Below are 15004 nucleotides of genomic sequence, written 5' to 3'. Positions count from 1 at the left end.
CGAGCAAGGAGCGAAATACTCGGAATCGAGCAGTCGAGCAGTCGAGCAATCGAGCCACAAACAAGCTATCGCGACGCAGCCGCCCACCGGCAAAAACAGCCCACGTCGCACCGACACCGACCCGCCGCGCAACCGGCGGCCACCAAGGAACGAGGCGACCGATGGACACGAAAGCGATCTTCCTGCCCGCGCTGGCCATGGCCGCGCTGACCTGTATCGTCTGGCTGCGCATGTTCCGCGTGCGCATCCGCCAGATGTACCGCGACCGCATCCATCCGCAATCGGTGGCGACCTCGGCGCAGGCCATCGCACGCTTCACCGAATCGGCCGCGGCGGATAATTTCCGCAACCTGTTCGAACTGCCGGTGCTGTTCTATCTGGCCCTGACGGTGGCCGCGTTCAACGGCCTGGCCGACACGCTCACCCTGACGCTGGCGTGGCTGTTCGTGGCGATGCGCATCGCGCACAGTTTCATCCAGTGCACCTACAACCGCGTCATGCATCGCTTCGCGGCGTATGCGGCCGGAGGCCTGGTGCTGTGGGCGCTTTGGATTTATCTCGCAACAGGATTGATCGGTCGATGATGTTCCGCGAAGCGAAATCGGCGGCAAAACTCGGCGAACCGTTCGGCTACCGCAAACGCCGCCCTGACAGCGCGTGCGCGATCATCGTCGCGCCCCCTTCTGACGGAAACCGCCCATGAGCGAAGAACTGTCCGCCGCGGACGAAATCGAACTGCGTCGCCTGCGCTGGCGCTGCCGTCGCGGCATGCGCGAGCTGGACCAATTGCTCGGACGCTATCTCGATCGCGAATGGAGGCAGGCTTCCGAAGCGCAGCGCGGGGTTTTCCTACGGCTGCTGGAAACCGAGGACGATAAGCTCTGGCACTGGTTCATGGGCCATGAGGAGGCCGGCGATGCCGAGCTTCGATCCCTCGTCGAATTCATCCGCCGGCTGCCGCCCTGAGCGGCAGCCACAGGCAAGCAGCCGCCCTGAGCGGCAACCGCACGCGAGCAACCGCTTCGATCGCCAGCGGCAAGCAGGCGCCCGCTTCGAGCAGGAAACGCTGCGCCATCGTCCCGGGCCGCCACCGGCAGCGGACTGTCGCCTGCAATGGCGCCCGTCGCGGCTGCTGTCGGCGGCCTTGATCGCGTTGGGGCTGGCGGCCGCGTTCTCGGTCGTGGCCTCCGAGCTGCCGTTGCCCGCGTCGCTGCCGCTCGCCGCGATGGCCCTGGCCTGGGCCGGGTGGTCGGCCCGGCGCGAAGCCCGCCGTCCGCCGCGGCCGCTGGTGATCGCCGGCGGCCGCGCCACGCTCGCCGCCGCGCCGATCTCGGACCTGCGCCTGCACTGGCGCGGATGGCTGGCCCGGCTGGATTTCACCGGCTCCGACGGCCGCCGCCGGCGCCTGCTGTGGTGGCCCGACACCCTGGACGCCGCCGGCCGCCGTGAACTGAGGCTGGCCGTCGCGGTCACAAGTCCTGCGCGCGGTCCGCGTTCGATGGCACCATGAGCGGCGATTCGGGCTTCGCGCTTCGGACGTCGTGAAAAACGCGGCGCCGAACGCCCGCTCGAAGCCGGCCGACAGCGGAACCGAACGAAGAGCCAGATGAAGACCATGCCCAATTCCCAATCCCGAGTCCCGGCTCCATAGATGTTCAAACCTCTTTCAGTAGCCATCGGCCTGCGCTATCTGCGCGCCAAGCGCCGTAACGGCTTTATTTCCTTCATCTCGCTGGCCTCGATCGCGGGCATCGCCCTGGGCGTGACCGCGCTGATCACCACGCTCGCGGTGATGAGCGGTTTCCAGCGCGAAATCCGCGACCGCATGCTGCAGATGGCCGCGCACGCCACCGTCAGCGCCTACGGCGAGCCACTGGTCGAATGGCAGCTCGCGGTCAACAAGGCGATGGCCGACATCCGTGTGGTCGGCGCCGCGCCCTACATCGAGAAGGAAGCCCTGCTGTCGGCCTCGCGCCAGCAGCCGGCGATCATCCGCGGCGTCGTTCCGTCCGAAGAGGGCAAGGTGTCGGTGCTGGCCGAGAAGATGGTCGAGGGCAAGCTCGATTCGCTCACGCCCGGCAGCTTCAACATCGTGCTCGGCAAGGAACTCGCGCTGTGGATGGGCGCGCAGGTCGGCGACAGCGTGGTGGTGATGACCGCCGACGGCCGCAGCACGCCAATGGGCGCGATGCCGCAGCTCAAGCGCTTTAACGTCAGCGGCATCTTCGAAGCCGGCTACAACGAATACGACAAAGGCCTGGCGGTCGTGAACATGCACGACATGCAGCGGGTGCTGCGCATGGGCGACGGCGTCACCGGCGTGCGCCTGAAACTGCACGACATGGACCAGGCCGCGGAGGTGGCGCGCGATCTGGCGGTCAGCCTGGGCGGGCCATATCGGGTCACCGACTGGAGCAGCGACAACGCCAACATGTTCCGCGCGCTGAAGATGGAAAAGACGGTGATGGCGATCCTGCTGTCGCTGATCATCGCGATGGGCGCGTTCAACCTGGTCTCCTCGCAGGTGATGCTGGTCACCGACAAGCAGGCCGACATCGCGATCCAGCGCACCCTGGGCCTTACTCCCTTGAGCGTGATGCGCATCTTCGTCGTGCAGGGCACCTTGATCGGCATCATCGGCACCGTGCTCGGCGTGGTCGGCGGCATCGTGCTGACCTTGAACCTGGAGCACATCCTCAAGCTGATCGAGAAAGTGCTCGGCGTGCAGTTGCTGCCGGAAGACGTCTACTACATCACCGGTCTGCCGACGGATCTGCAGAGCAGCGACGTGATCATCATCGCCTGCGTCGCGCTGGCGATGGCGTTCGTCGCCACCATCTATCCCGCCTGGCGCGCCGCGCGCACGGCACCGGCGGAGGCGCTGCGTTATGAGTGATATCCGCAATCCGGCCGCCGCCGCAGCCTCGCAAGCTTCGGACGACATCGTGCTGTCCTGCGAAGGGCTGGCGATGACCTATTCGGAAGGCAATCTGCATACGCCGGTGTTCGACGGCCTGGACCTGTCGGTTCGCCGCGGCGAGACCGTGGCGATCCTGGGCGCGTCCGGCGCCGGCAAGAGCACCTTGCTGCATCTGCTCGGCGGCCTGGACACGCCGACCGCGGGCGAGGTCTATGTCGGCGGCCATCGCATGAACGGTCTGCCGGATCGCTCGCGCGGCATCCTGCGCAATCAGTCGCTGGGCTTCATCTATCAGTTTCACCATCTGCTGCCGGAATTCACCGCGCTGGAGAACGTGATGCTGCCGGTCCTGCTGAGCGGGCGCTCGGTGCGGGCCAAGCGCGCGCGCTCGTGGGGCGGCGTGGTGATGGCGGTGCCGCGTTACCTGTTCTTCGATCTGCCGCTGGCGATGGTGCGCTCGGTGTCCGAGAGCGTGGACGCGCCGTCGGTGGCGCAGGCGCGCCAGCGCGCGACCGCGCTGCTGGAATCGGTCGGGCTGGGGCATCGGTTGCAGCACAAGCCCGGCGAACTGTCCGGCGGCGAGCGTCAGCGCGCCGCGGTCGCGCGTGCGCTGATCAATCGTCCGGCCTGCGTGCTCGGCGACGAGCCCACCGGCAATCTCGATGAGAAGACCGCGGCCACGGTGTTCGAGATCATGCTCTCGCTCAACCGCGAGCAGGGCACCAGCCTGGTGCTGGTGACCCACGACCGCCGCCTCGCGCGGCGTCTGGATCGCGTGCTGGAATTGCACGAAGGCAAGCTGCGGCAACTGGCGCCGAGCGAAGTCTGACCGGGGCGAAGCAGCCGGCGACGCGCAAGGCGTTCGCCGGCCGATAGAGACTTGCCCCTGTCGATGCGGCGCCCGCGAACGCTTGCTGCGTGCGCGGGCCGAGCAAGGCGCCTGATTGCAGAAGGCCCGGACCTGAGGCGAACGCAGCGTAGATGCCTGCATTCGCTGCCGCCGCGTGGCCGCGGGGCAGGGCGGTCGTGCTACGAACGACTGCGCCGTTCGCCACGATCCGATCAGGAAAACGCCTACAGCCCGATGGCATCAATACCGATTGGACGATCCGGACACCGTTCGTAGAGTCTGCATAACGCTCGCACGGATCGCGAAGCGCGGCCATCGACGGAGAACCCAACATGCTCGACGCGGCAAGGACGCCGCCTTTCGGAAAACTCGCGGCGATCGCTTTGCTGGCCGGCGCCGCCGCCGCGCTGGCCTCGCCGTGGCTGTGTCCGTGGGGACTGTCGGCAGCGATGCTCATCGCCGCGGCGATCGCATGGTGGCGTTCGCCGCGTTGGCGCGTCGTCGCGATCGCCGCCTTCGGCTTCGCGCTCGCCAGCGCGCACATCGCCTACGCACTCGATCTTCAGCTGCCGGCGCAGTGGGAGAAACGCGAGGTGGCGATCAGCGGCCGCATCGTCGATCTGCCCGTGCACGAAACGCGGCGCACGCGTTTCGAGTTCCGCGTCGACGACGACGCCCAGCAACCCGCGCCTCTGCGCGGCGGCCTGCTGCGATTGGCGTGGTACGACGACGATCCGCGCCCGCGCAGCGTGCTCAAGGCCGGGCAGCGCTGGCGCTTCCACGCGCGGGTGCGCGCGCCGCGAGGCCTGCGCAATCCCGGCGGCGCGGATGCGGAGAAGTACGCGCTGATGCAGCGCCTGACCGCGACCGGCTACCTGCGCAATCCCGAAATCAGCCAGCGGTTGTCCGCGGCGCAGGGCCTGACCGCATGGCGCGAATCGATCTGCGACCGCATCGCCGCGACCGTGCGCTCGGACGGTTCGCGCTTCGTGCGCGCGCTCGCGCTGGGCGACACGCGCGGCCTCAAAGATCGCGACTGGGAAGTGCTGCGCGCCGACGGCCTGACCCATCTGATCGCGATTTCGGGTTTCCACGTCGGTCTGGTCGCGGGCTTCTTTGCCTTGCTGGCGCGGGCGCTGTGGTGGTCGTTGCCGATGCTGGGGCGGCGGGTGCCGGCAGTGATCGCCGCTTCGGTCGCGGCGATGCTCGGCGGATTGCTGTACGCGGCGGCGGTGGGGTTCGCGCTGCCCACCATGCGCACCTGGCTGATGATCGCGGTGATAGCCGCGCTGCGGATCGCGCGGCGGCCGGTGCACGGGTTCGACGCGCTGGCGCTGGCGGCGATCGCGGTCTTGCTGGCCGATCCGCTGGCGCTGCTCGGCGCCGGGTTCTGGCTCAGCTTCCTCGGCGTGGCCTGGCTGCTGTGGTGTCTGCCCGGGCCGGACGCCGGCGGTTGGCGCGAACGCCTGCGCGGCTTCGTTTCGGCCCAGGGCGTGGCCAGCCTGGGTTTGCTGCCGGTATGTGTGGCGCTGTTCGGCCAGGCCTCGCTGGCCGGGCCGCTGGCGAATCTGCTCGCGGTGCCGTGGTGGAGTCTGCTCGTGGTGCCGCTGGCCCTGCTCGGAACCGGGCTGGAGAGCGTCCACGCCGGCGCCGGCGAATTCGCCTGGCGCTGGGCCGCGGCCTGCTTCGAGCCCGGCTGGCCGGCCTTCAGCGCCCTGGCCGAGAGCGGCCTGGCCCTGTGGTGGCTGCCGGAAGCGCGCTGGTTCGCGTTGCCGTTGGCCCTGCTCGGGGCGTTCTGGCTGCTGCTGCCGCGCGGCGTGCCGGGCAAGGCGCTGGCCGTGCTGCTGTGGATGCCGTTGCTATGGCCGGATCGGCGCCTGCCGGGGCCGGGCGAGGCGGAACTGGTCGTGATCGATGTCGGCCAGGGCCTGTCGGTGCTGGTGCGCACCGCCCGACACAGCCTGCTGTTCGACGCCGGCCCGGCGGTGCGCGACGGCTTCGACGCCGGCGAACGCGCGGTGGTCCCGGCCTTGCACGCGCTGGGCGTGCGCCGGCTCGATCAGGTCGTCGTCAGCCATGGCGACAACGACCATGCCGGCGGTATCAAAGCCGTGTTGCGGGCCTTTCCGGCGCCCGCGCCATTCGCGCCGCCCGATATCGACGGCGAGGCGGTGCAGAGCCTGCTAACCCGCGCCTGCAGCGCCGGAACCGCCTGGCAATGGGACGGCGTGCGCCTGCGTTTCCTGCATCCGCCGGCGCATTTTCCCTATCTGAAGAACGAATCCAGCTGCGTGCTGCGGATCGAAACCGAGCACGGCGCGGCGCTGCTGACCGGCGATATCGGCGAGGTCGTGGAGCGCGATCTGGTCCGCCGGGCGGCGCAGTCGCCGGCGCAAACCCTGCACGCCGAGGTGGTCCTGGTCGCCCACCACGGCAGCGGCGGTTCCTCCGATCCCGAGTTCGTCCAGGCCCCCGGCGCCCGCCACGCGCTGGTCTCCAGCGGCCACGGCAACCGCTTCGGCCACCCGCGCGCGGACGTGCTCGAACGCTGGCGTCGCGCCGGCGCGGCGCCGCGAAACACTGCCGACGACGGCGCCTTGCGGGTCGGCCTGCGCGCGCAGGGCATCGGCGTGGAAACGCGACGCCAGGCACACCCGCGGGTCTGGGATGCGACCCGCCGCGCGGACCCTGGGCTATCCTATCGGCCTGATTGAAGTCGGCCACGGGCCGGAGGTTCGCGAGTGCTGGAACTGGTGAAGGCCGGCGGTTGGCCGATGATTCCGTTGTTGATCCTGTCGGCGGTAGCGCTTGCGATCATCATCGAGCGACTGTGGACTCTGCGCCGGCGTGCGGTCCTGCCGCCCCAGCTGGGCCAGGAAGTGCGCGCCTGGGCGGCCAGCGGCAAGCTCGACCCGGCGCATATCGAATCCCTGCGCGCGACTGCGCCGCTGGGAGCGCTGCTGGCGGCGGCGCTGGACGTGCGCCTGCGTCCGCGCGAGGAAATCCGCGAACGCATCGAGGACGTGGGCCGGCATCTGGTCCACCGCATGGAGCGCTACCTGAACACGCTCGGCACCATTTCCGCCGCGGGCCCGCTGCTGGGCCTGTTCGGCACCGTGGTCGGCATGATCCAGATGTTCATGGTCATCAACGATCACGGCATCGGCGACGTCAACCAGCTGGCCGGCGGCATCGGCAAGGCGCTGGTGTGCACCGCCACCGGCATGATCGTGGCGATCCCGGCGCTGATCGCCCACCGCTGGTTCCGCGGCCGCGTCGCGGAATACATCGTGGCGATGGAGCACGAAGCCATCGCCCTGATCGACGTGCTGACCCCGGGCACCGCCGAATCGCGCCAGACCGAAGCGGCGCGCGCGCCGGTGCGCCTGGCCGGCGGCCAGGCCGGCTGAGGTCGCCGCATGCGTATTCGCGACCATCGCGCCGACGACGAACCCGAGATCAACCTGGTCCCGCTGATCGACGTGATCCTGGTGCTGATCATCTTCTTCGTCGTCACCGCGACCTTCGACGCGCGCTCGGTGCTCAAGCTGGAACTGCCGCGCGCCACCGGCGAGCCTTCGGGCGACGCCAGCAAGGCGCTGATCGTGCTGGTCAACGCCGAAGGCCGTTACTTCGTCGGCGACCGCGAGGTGCTGCGCGACGATCTTGAATCGCTCAAGACCACCATCGCCGAAGTCGCCGGTTCCGACCGCGACCGCGCGGTGATGCTGCGCGCCGACGCGCGCACGCCGTACCAGGCCGTGGTCACCGTGTACGACGCGCTCGGCCAGCTGGGTTTCCGCCGGATCATGAGCGCGACCGCGCCGCCGCAGAACGCCGGCGCGGCCAAGCCCGCGGAGGCCGCGCGGTGACGGCGAGCGCTGCCGCTTCGCCCTGGCAGACCTACCGCCGGTTGTTCCGCTTCGCTCTGCCGTATCGCACTCTGCTGTGGTTGGCCGGGATCGGCATGCTGATCGAAGCCGCGGCGGGCGCGGGTTTCACCAAGTTGATGGAACCGATCATCAACGAGACCTTCATCGCCAAGAATAAAAATGTCGCGATCTGGTTGCCGTTGACCATCGTCGGTCTGTTCGTCTTACGCGGCATCGCCGGTTACGTCACCGACTATTACATGGCCAAGTCCGGCCGCGGCGTGGCCCGCGATCTGCGCGTGCAGGTGCTCGGCAAATATCTGCGCATGCCCGGCGCGCGTTTCGATACTGAGCCGGTGACCTCGATGTTGGTGCGTCTGGGTTCCGACAGCGATCAAGTCGCTCAGGCCTCGGTCGACGCACTCAAGGTCATGGTGCAACAGTCGACTCAGGCGTTGGGTCTGCTTGCGATGATGGTCTGGACTAGCTGGCAGGTGACTTTGGCGGTGTTGGTCGTAGCGCCGCCGCTGGCCTGGGTGATGGACAAGGTCGGCCGGCGTTACCGGCGTATCAGCCACCGCATCCAGGAAAGCGGCGCGGAGTTGTTGCTCGCCGCCGATCAGAGTCTGTCCAACCAGCAGGAAGTGAAGATCTACGGCGCGCAGCCGACCGAATTGGGCCGTTACCGCGCGATCGCGGACCACTATCTCAAACTCAGCCTCAAGGTCGAATCCACCCGCAGCATCGCTTCGGCCATGGTCCAGTTGATGGGCTCTGTCGGTTTGGCGGTGTTGCTGTTTGTCGCCGGCTATGAAGCTTTCAACGGGCGTCTGAGCGCCGGCGGTTTCGTCGCGTTGATGTTGGCGATGATGGCGATGATCCCGAACCTGCGCCAGCTCACCAACGTGCAGAACATGCTCCAGCGCGGCGTGGCCTCGGCCGAGCGTCTGTTCGAAGTGCTCGATGCGCCGGAAGAGCCCGACGGCGGTTCGCGCGAACTCACGCGCAGCCAGGGTCTGATCGAATTCCGCGACGTCACCGCGCGTTATCCGGGCCAGGCGCAGCCGGCCTTGTCAAACATCGCCTTCACCGCGCGCCCGGGCACGGTCACCGCCATCGTCGGCCGGTCCGGCAGCGGCAAGTCGACCTTGATCAAGCTGATTCCGCGTTTCTACGACGTCGAATCCGGGCAGATCCTGCTCGACGGCCATCCGTTGCAGGACTACAAGCTCACCGATCTGCGTCGCCAGATCGCCTTGGTCGGCCAGCAGGTGATGTTGTTCGACGGCACCGTCGCGGCCAACGTGGCCTACGGCGAAATGCAGGATCGCGATGCGGACGCGCTCAATCGCGCCATGAAGGGCGCCAACGCGGCCGAGTTCATCGAGCGCATGCCCGAAGGCGCGCAGACCTCCATCGGCGCCAAGGGCGGCAAGCTCTCCGGCGGTCAGCGCCAACGCCTGGCGATCGCGCGCGCGATGCTCAAGGACGCGCCGATCCTGATCCTCGACGAAGCCACCGCCGCGCTCGACACCGAGTCCGAGCGGCTGGTGCAGGACGCGCTGGAGCGGCTGATGCCCGATCGCACCACGCTTGTGATCGCGCACCGGCTGTCGACCATCGAACACGCCGATCAGGTGCTGGTGCTGGATCAGGGCCGCATCGTCGAGCGCGGCTCGCATGCCGAACTGCTCGCCCACGGCGGGCTTTACGCGCATTTGCACCGCATGCAGTTCCGCGACGCCGAATGAATGACGCGATGAAGGGCGCGAACCAGGCCGCGATGCCCGCGCGAATCGACCCGCCGCGGATTTCGCCCAACACCGGCGGTGACCGATGAGCGCCGATCGCCGCGGCGGTGTTCCCGCCTACTGGTACGACGACACCGCCGTGCCCGCGCACGCGCGCCTGCTCTCGGGCCTGTACGGCGCGGTCACCGGCTTTCGCCGCGCGCTGTACCGCAAGGGCTACAAGCGCCGCCTGCACCCGGGCGTGCCGGTGCTGGTGGTCGGCAACATCACCGCCGGCGGCGCCGGCAAGACGCCGCTGACCATCGCCCTGGTACAGCGGCTCAAACAGGAAGGCTGGAACCCCGGCGTCGCCAGCCGCGGTTACGGCCGCGACGACATCGCCACGCCGTTGTGGGTCGAACGCGACACCGATCCGCGCCTGGGCGGCGACGAACCGGTGCTGATCGCGCGCCGCACCGGCGCCAAGCTGCGCGCCGACCGCGACCGCGCCGCCGCGGCCAAGGCCCTGGCCGAAGCCGGCTGCGACATCGTGATCTGCGACGACGGCCTGCAGCATTACCGCCTGGCGCGCGACATCGAGATCGAAGTCGTCGACGGCCGCCGCCGCTACGGCAACGGCCAACTGCTGCCGGCCGGACCTTTGCGCGAGCCGCCCGAGCGCGGCGCGCAGTGCGATTTCCGCGTGGTCAATCTGGCCCAGGCCGCGACCAGCGACCCGACCGCCAACGCCGGTTTCGGCGAATGGCCGATGCGCCTGATCGCCGATCAGGCGCAGTCGCTGCTGGGCACGCGTCCGCTCAAGCTGGAGGCCTTCGCCGGCCAGCGCGTGCACGCGGTCGCCGGCATCGGCGATCCCGAGCGCTATTTCTCCATGCTGCGCGGCTTCGGCATCGCGGTCGTGCCGCATGCGTTTCCCGATCATCACCGCTATGTCGAATCCGACTTCGCCTTCGGCAGCAAACTGCCGGTGCTGATGACGGAGAAAGACGCGGTCAAGATTCCGCTGACGGGCGAGGGCGCGTTCGCCTCGGAGGCGTACTACAGCGTGCCGGTGCGCGCCGAATTGCCGGAGGCGTTCTGGGTGTCGTTGTTGGATAAATTACAGGCGCTGCCGCGGCGCTGAGTTGTTTGCGGCGTGGTTGTTGCGAATCCGCAACGGCCCGCCATCGCCCGCCATCGTCGTCGCCACCGCCGCACTGCCGTACCGTTCGGAGACAGCCATGAGCCAGGATTTCGTCGTCGCCATTCCCGCCCGCTACGCCGCTTCGCGGCTGCCCGGCAAACCGCTGCGCACGCTCGCCGGCGAGCCGCTGGTGCTGCACGTCGCGCGCCGCGCACTGGCGGCGGGCGCGAGCGAAGTGTGGGTCGCGGCCGACGACGAACGCATCGCGCAGGCGCTCAAGGACAGCGGCGTGCAAGTGGCGATGACCTCGCCCGACCACGCCTCCGGCACCGACCGTCTGGCCGAATGCGCCGACATCGCCGGCTGGCGCGACGACACCGTCGTGGTCAATCTGCAGGGCGACGAGCCCTTCGCGCCGGCCGCGGGCATCCTGGCCACCGCACAGACCTTGCGCGACAGCGGCGCGGACATGTCCACGCTGGCCACGCCGGTCACGCAGGTCGAAGTGTTGTTCGATCCCAACGCGGTCAAGTTGGTGCGCGCCGGCAACGGCGATGCGCTGTACTTCAGCCGCGCGCCGATTCCGTGGCCGCGCGACGCCTTCGCCAAGGATCGCGAACGCATGCCCGGTGGCGGCGAATGGCTGCGGCACATCGGCATTTACGGTTACCGCGCCGGATTCCTGCGCAAGTTCGCCAAGATGCGGCCCGGACGCCTGGAGCAGATCGAGTCGCTGGAGCAATTGCGCGCGCTGGAAGCCGGTTACCGCATCGCGGTCGGCATCACGCCCGAGCCGTTCCCGCCCGGCGTGGACACGCCGGAGGATCTGGCCCGGGCCGAGGCGCATCTGGCCGCCGAAGCGGACGCGACCGGCGCAGGCCTGGACGGCGAGGGCGGTTGAGGCATGCGCCTGCTCGTGGTCTGCCTGGGCAACATCTGCCGCTCGCCGGTCGCCGAGGGTGTGCTGCGCGCGCGCATCGAGGCCTCGTCGATCACCGGCCGGGTCGAGCTGGATTCGGCCGGCACCGGCGACTGGCACGTCGGCGATCCGCCGGACCGGCGCGCGACCGCCAACGCCGCCGAGCACGGCATCGACATCTCCGGCCTGCGCGCGCGTCAACTCGAGGCCGCGGACTATCGCGATTTCGACTGGCTGCTGTGCGCCGACCGCGCCAACCTGCGCGATGTCCGCGCCCGCGCGCCGAAGGGCGCCCGCGCGCGCAGCGCCTTGCTGCTGGACTGGTGCGGCACGGTCACCGACGGCGAAGTGCCCGATCCCTACACCGGCGGGCCGGCGCAGTTCGAGCATGTGTTCCAGTTGCTCGATCACGCCGCCGACGGCGCGATCGCGCGTTTGCGCGAAGAGCTGGGATTACGCGGCGGCTAGAGCTGGCCGCAGTTTCGATCCGCTGCCGAAGGGCTGCTCAAAGTCTCTGCTGAGGCTTTCGAACCCTGCTTTTTCTGCTCGTCATTCCCGCGAAAGCGGGCTCCGTCTTACTTCGGCGGAGCCGAACATCCAGTGACTTCAAGCGTCCTCGCACGAAAATCCAGCCCGTCCGCCCAACCCAACCGCGACCCCGCGCAGTCCGCGCCCAGCCTCAGATCCAGCCCCGCGGCCCTTGCGCTAACGCATAATCAGCCCAATTCAAGCCTTATCCATTCATTACGCCGGCCTCCGGGCCCCAGCCGTTAGCCGACCGATGTCCGTGACCGCGACGCCCGCTCTCTCGCCAGCCAGCCCGCTCGATTCCGTCGCCGCTCGCGCGTGCGCAGGAGCCGTACGCGCATGACGGCCGCCCAGCCCGCGCCCTTCGACGGCAAGGCCTTCGTCAAGCAGCTCAGCACCGCGCCCGGCGTCTACCGCATGATCGGCGCCGACGACGGCGTGCTCTACGTCGGCAAGGCCAGCGCGCTGCGCAATCGCGTCTCCAGCTACTTCAACGCCACGCCCAAGTCCGCGCGCATCATGTCGATGCTGTCGCAGACCGCGCGCATGGAGGTCACGGTCACCCGCACCGAGGCCGAGGCGCTGATCCTGGAAAACCAGCTGATCAAGTCGCTCAAGCCGCGCTACAACGTGCTGCTGCGCGACGACAAGAGCTACCCCTACGTGCTGATGACCAGCGAAGCCTGGCCGCGCATCGCCATGCATCGCGGCCCGCGCGCGGTCGCCGGCCGCTACTTCGGCCCCTATGCCAGCGTCGGCGCGGTGCGCGACACGCTCAACCTGATGCACAAGCTGTTCCGCCTGCGCAGTTGCGAGGACAGCGTGTTCCGCAATCGCTCGCGGCCGTGCCTGCAGCACCAGATCGGTCGCTGCAGCGCGCCGTGCGTGGGCCTGGTGCCGGCGCGCGACTACGCCGAGAGCGTGCGCCGCTCCGCCCTGTTCCTGGAAGGCCGCAGCGACGAACTCACCGACGAACTGGCCCGCGACATGGAAGCGGCCAGCGTGCGCCTGGATTTCGAGGACGCCGCGCGCATCCGCGACCTGATCGCCGGCATCCGTAGCCTGCAGGCGCGCCAATACGTGGACGGCCGCGCCGCCGATCTGGACGTGCTCGCCATCGCCATGCAGGGCGCGGCCGCCTGCGTGCTGCTGCTGGCGTTCCGCGACGGCCGCAACCTGGGCACGCGCGCGTTCTTCCCGCAGACCCGCGGCAGCGACAACCCCGAGGAAGTGCTGACCGCCTTCATCTCGCAGTACTACGGTGAACAGACTCCGCCGCGCGAGATCGTGCTCGACCGCGATCTGCCCGATCGCGAACTGTTCGAACAGGCCTTCTCCGCGACCGGCGAACGCCGCGTGCAGATCAAGGCCAACGTGCGCGGCGAGCGCGCCGGCTATGTCGATATGGCGCGCCGCAACGCCGAACTCGCGCTCGGCACGGAACTGACCAGCCACGCCGCCCAGCTCGCTCGCGCCGAGGCGCTGCGCGATCTGCTGCGCATGCCGTCGTTGCCGCAACGCATCGAATGCTTCGACATCAGCCACACCATGGGCGAGGCCACGGTGGCCTCGTGCGTGGTGTTCGACGCGCAAGGTCCGGTGCGCGGCCAGTACCGGCGCTACAACATCACCGGCATCACCGAGGGCGACGACTACGCAGCGATGAACCAGGCCATCGCCCGGCGTTTCCGCCGCGTGGTGGAGGGCCGGTCAGACGGCGTGATGCCCGACATCCTGCTGATCGACGGCGGCGCCGGGCAGGTCGCGCAGGCGCGCGCGGCACTGGAGGAGCTCGGGGTCGAGAACCTGATCCTGGTCGGCGTGGCCAAGGGCCCGGCCCGGCGCCCCGGCGACGAGGAGCTGCTGCTGCCCGACGGGCGCACCGTCCGCCCCGGCGCCGAGTCGCCGGCGCTGCAACTGGTCCAGCAGGTTCGCGACGAGGCGCACCGTTTCGCCATCACCGGCCATCGCGGCCGTCGTCAGAAGACACGCAACAGCAGTAGGCTGGAAGATATTCCGGGCATCGGCCCGCGCCGACGCGCTAGTCTGTTGAAGCATTTCGGCGGTCTGGGCGGTCTCAAGGCCGCCGGGATCGAGGAAATCTCCCGGGTCGAGGGCGTCAACGAAGCCTTGGCCGAGCGCATCTACGCCGCCCTGCACGGGCTGGACGCGCCGGCCGAAGCCCCGGCGCCCGCAGGTTCAGGCACCACCCCCAAGGCCGCGGCCGCGGGACGCAGGAAAACGCGCAGTGCAAAGGCCGGCGGCGCGGATGCCGGCAGTGAACAAGCCGAGGCCGCCGATCCGGCGCCGGACAGCAAGCGGAGCGAAGGATGAAGTTGACCATACCCACCATGCTGACCCTGGCGCGGATCGTGTTGATCCCGGTGCTGGTGGTGGTGTTTTTCCTGGATTTCCCGTGGACCAACTTCGCGGCCGCGTTCATCTTCGCCTTCGCCTCGATCACCGACTGGCTGGATGGCTGGATCGCCCGCCGTTTCGACCAGTACTCTGCCTTTGGCGCCTTCCTCGATCCGGTCGCCGACAAGCTGATGGTCGCCGTCGCGCTGCTGCTGATCGTGCAAAAGCACCCGACCGTGTGGATGACCTTGTGGGCCGCGGTCATCGTCGGCCGCGAGATCGCGGTGTCGGCGCTGCGCGAATGGATGGCCGAACTCGGCCAGCGCGCGGCGGTGAAGGTCGCCGCGATCGGCAAGATCAAGACCATCGTGCAGATGGTCGCGCTGGTGTGCCTGCTGTATCAGGAAAACCTGCTGGGACTGCCGGTGTTCCGGATCGGCGAGTGGATGCTGGCCGCCGCCGCGTTGCTGACATTGTGGTCCGGACTGGCCTATTTGCGCGCCGCATGGCCTATAATGAACGCGGACACGAACAAGCCTTCGAGCTGACCGGAAACGGAACGCTCGGGCGCGAACCGACCCCTGGCCGGGGGAGGGACGCATCGCAGCCAGCCTTATGCGGCGGGCTGCGCAGGCGGTTCGGTCACCGGGCCGCGAGGTGCCGGGGTGTGAAGAAAACGGTTG

Annotated in this window: 14 protein-coding genes and 1 pseudogene; all 15 read left to right on the top strand. The window is 68.9% G+C overall.

The window, feature by feature from the left end; all coding sequences use genetic code 11:
- Positions 1-161 precede the first annotated feature (161 nt).
- Positions 162-584 carry an MAPEG family protein gene (locus LG3211_RS26435; protein ID WP_057943347.1) on the top strand — a complete coding sequence of 141 codons (423 nt, stop codon included), beginning with the start codon at positions 162-164 and terminating at the stop codon, positions 582-584.
- The gene (locus LG3211_RS27220; protein ID WP_257720557.1) at positions 581-703 is read left to right on the top strand and encodes a hypothetical protein; all 123 of its coding nucleotides are present in this window, start codon (positions 581-583) and stop codon (positions 701-703) included. Before LG3211_RS26435 ends, LG3211_RS27220 begins: the two co-directional genes overlap by 4 nt.
- The gene (locus LG3211_RS13820; protein WP_057943346.1) at positions 700-966 is read left to right on the top strand and encodes an FAD assembly factor SdhE; all 267 of its coding nucleotides are present in this window, start codon (positions 700-702) and stop codon (positions 964-966) included. The genes LG3211_RS27220 and LG3211_RS13820 overlap by 4 nt, the downstream gene beginning before the upstream one ends.
- On the top strand, positions 917-1510 hold the full coding sequence (locus LG3211_RS13815) for a hypothetical protein (RefSeq protein ID WP_235114356.1): 594 nt from the start codon (positions 917-919) through the stop codon (positions 1508-1510). The genes LG3211_RS13820 and LG3211_RS13815 overlap by 50 nt, the downstream gene beginning before the upstream one ends.
- A 141-nt stretch (positions 1511-1651) precedes the next feature.
- Entirely contained in the window at positions 1652-2896 is a 1245-nt protein-coding gene (locus LG3211_RS13810; RefSeq protein ID WP_057943344.1) for a lipoprotein-releasing ABC transporter permease subunit, read from the top strand.
- A gap of 73 nt (positions 2897-2969) precedes the next feature.
- Positions 2970-3749, top strand: coding sequence for an ATP-binding cassette domain-containing protein (locus tag LG3211_RS13805; RefSeq protein WP_148649202.1), 780 nt, complete (start codon positions 2970-2972; stop codon positions 3747-3749).
- A gap of 353 nt (positions 3750-4102) precedes the next feature.
- The gene (locus LG3211_RS13800) at positions 4103-6484 is read left to right on the top strand and encodes a DNA internalization-related competence protein ComEC/Rec2 (RefSeq protein WP_057943342.1); all 2382 of its coding nucleotides are present in this window, start codon (positions 4103-4105) and stop codon (positions 6482-6484) included.
- Positions 6485-6511: 27 nt separating this feature from the next.
- Positions 6512-7180 (top strand): MotA/TolQ/ExbB proton channel family protein, encoded by a 669-nt coding sequence (locus LG3211_RS26430; RefSeq protein WP_057943341.1) that lies wholly within the window; start codon positions 6512-6514, stop codon positions 7178-7180.
- A gap of 9 nt (positions 7181-7189) precedes the next feature.
- Entirely contained in the window at positions 7190-7642 is a 453-nt protein-coding gene (locus tag LG3211_RS13790) for an ExbD/TolR family protein (RefSeq protein ID WP_057943340.1), read from the top strand.
- Positions 7639-9393: a lipid A export permease/ATP-binding protein MsbA gene (msbA, locus tag LG3211_RS13785; RefSeq protein ID WP_057943339.1), complete on the top strand. Its 1755-nt coding sequence runs from the start codon at positions 7639-7641 to the stop codon at positions 9391-9393. The genes LG3211_RS13790 and msbA overlap by 4 nt, the downstream gene beginning before the upstream one ends.
- Positions 9394-9478: 85 nt before the next feature.
- A complete protein-coding gene (lpxK, locus tag LG3211_RS13780) occupies positions 9479-10516 on the top strand; it encodes a tetraacyldisaccharide 4'-kinase (protein ID WP_057943338.1) in 1038 nt (345 codons plus the stop codon).
- A gap of 97 nt (positions 10517-10613) precedes the next feature.
- Positions 10614-11417, top strand: coding sequence for a 3-deoxy-manno-octulosonate cytidylyltransferase (gene kdsB, locus LG3211_RS13775; protein ID WP_057945483.1), 804 nt, complete (start codon positions 10614-10616; stop codon positions 11415-11417).
- A gap of 3 nt (positions 11418-11420) precedes the next feature.
- Positions 11421-11903 (top strand): low molecular weight protein-tyrosine-phosphatase, encoded by a 483-nt coding sequence (locus LG3211_RS13770; protein WP_057943337.1) that lies wholly within the window; start codon positions 11421-11423, stop codon positions 11901-11903.
- A gap of 399 nt (positions 11904-12302) precedes the next feature.
- Positions 12303-14147, top strand: a pseudogene (gene uvrC / locus LG3211_RS13765) (excinuclease ABC subunit UvrC); the annotation flags it as partial.
- A gap of 146 nt (positions 14148-14293) precedes the next feature.
- On the top strand, positions 14294-14869 hold the full coding sequence (gene pgsA, locus LG3211_RS13760) for a CDP-diacylglycerol--glycerol-3-phosphate 3-phosphatidyltransferase (protein WP_057943336.1): 576 nt from the start codon (positions 14294-14296) through the stop codon (positions 14867-14869).
- Positions 14870-15004 lie beyond the last annotated feature (135 nt).

Source organism: Lysobacter gummosus (assembly GCF_001442805.1).
GTDB classification, from domain to species: Bacteria; Pseudomonadota; Gammaproteobacteria; order Xanthomonadales; family Xanthomonadaceae; genus Lysobacter; species Lysobacter gummosus.
This window is presented reverse-complemented; position numbering and strand designations above follow the sequence as displayed.

Bases quoted from the DNA above. Each gene is read 5' to 3' on its own strand.
- LG3211_RS26435 (WP_057943347.1), top strand. From the start codon at position 162: ATGGACACGAAAGCGATCTTCCTGCCCGCGCTGGCCATGGCCGCGCTG.
- LG3211_RS27220 (WP_257720557.1), top strand. From the start codon at position 581: ATGATGTTCCGCGAAGCGAAATCGGCGGCAAAACTCGGCGAACCGTTC.
- LG3211_RS13820 (WP_057943346.1), top strand. From the start codon at position 700: ATGAGCGAAGAACTGTCCGCCGCGGACGAAATCGAACTGCGTCGCCTG.
- LG3211_RS13815 (WP_235114356.1), top strand. From the start codon at position 917: ATGCCGAGCTTCGATCCCTCGTCGAATTCATCCGCCGGCTGCCGCCCT.
- LG3211_RS13810 (WP_057943344.1), top strand. From the start codon at position 1,652: ATGTTCAAACCTCTTTCAGTAGCCATCGGCCTGCGCTATCTGCGCGCC.
- LG3211_RS13805 (WP_148649202.1), top strand. From the start codon at position 2,970: ATGACCTATTCGGAAGGCAATCTGCATACGCCGGTGTTCGACGGCCTG.
- LG3211_RS13800 (WP_057943342.1), top strand. From the start codon at position 4,103: ATGCTCGACGCGGCAAGGACGCCGCCTTTCGGAAAACTCGCGGCGATC.
- LG3211_RS13790 (WP_057943340.1), top strand. From the start codon at position 7,190: ATGCGTATTCGCGACCATCGCGCCGACGACGAACCCGAGATCAACCTG.
- lpxK (WP_057943338.1), top strand. From the start codon at position 9,479: ATGAGCGCCGATCGCCGCGGCGGTGTTCCCGCCTACTGGTACGACGAC.
- kdsB (WP_057945483.1), top strand. From the start codon at position 10,614: ATGAGCCAGGATTTCGTCGTCGCCATTCCCGCCCGCTACGCCGCTTCG.
- LG3211_RS13770 (WP_057943337.1), top strand. From the start codon at position 11,421: ATGCGCCTGCTCGTGGTCTGCCTGGGCAACATCTGCCGCTCGCCGGTC.
- pgsA (WP_057943336.1), top strand. From the start codon at position 14,294: ATGAAGTTGACCATACCCACCATGCTGACCCTGGCGCGGATCGTGTTG.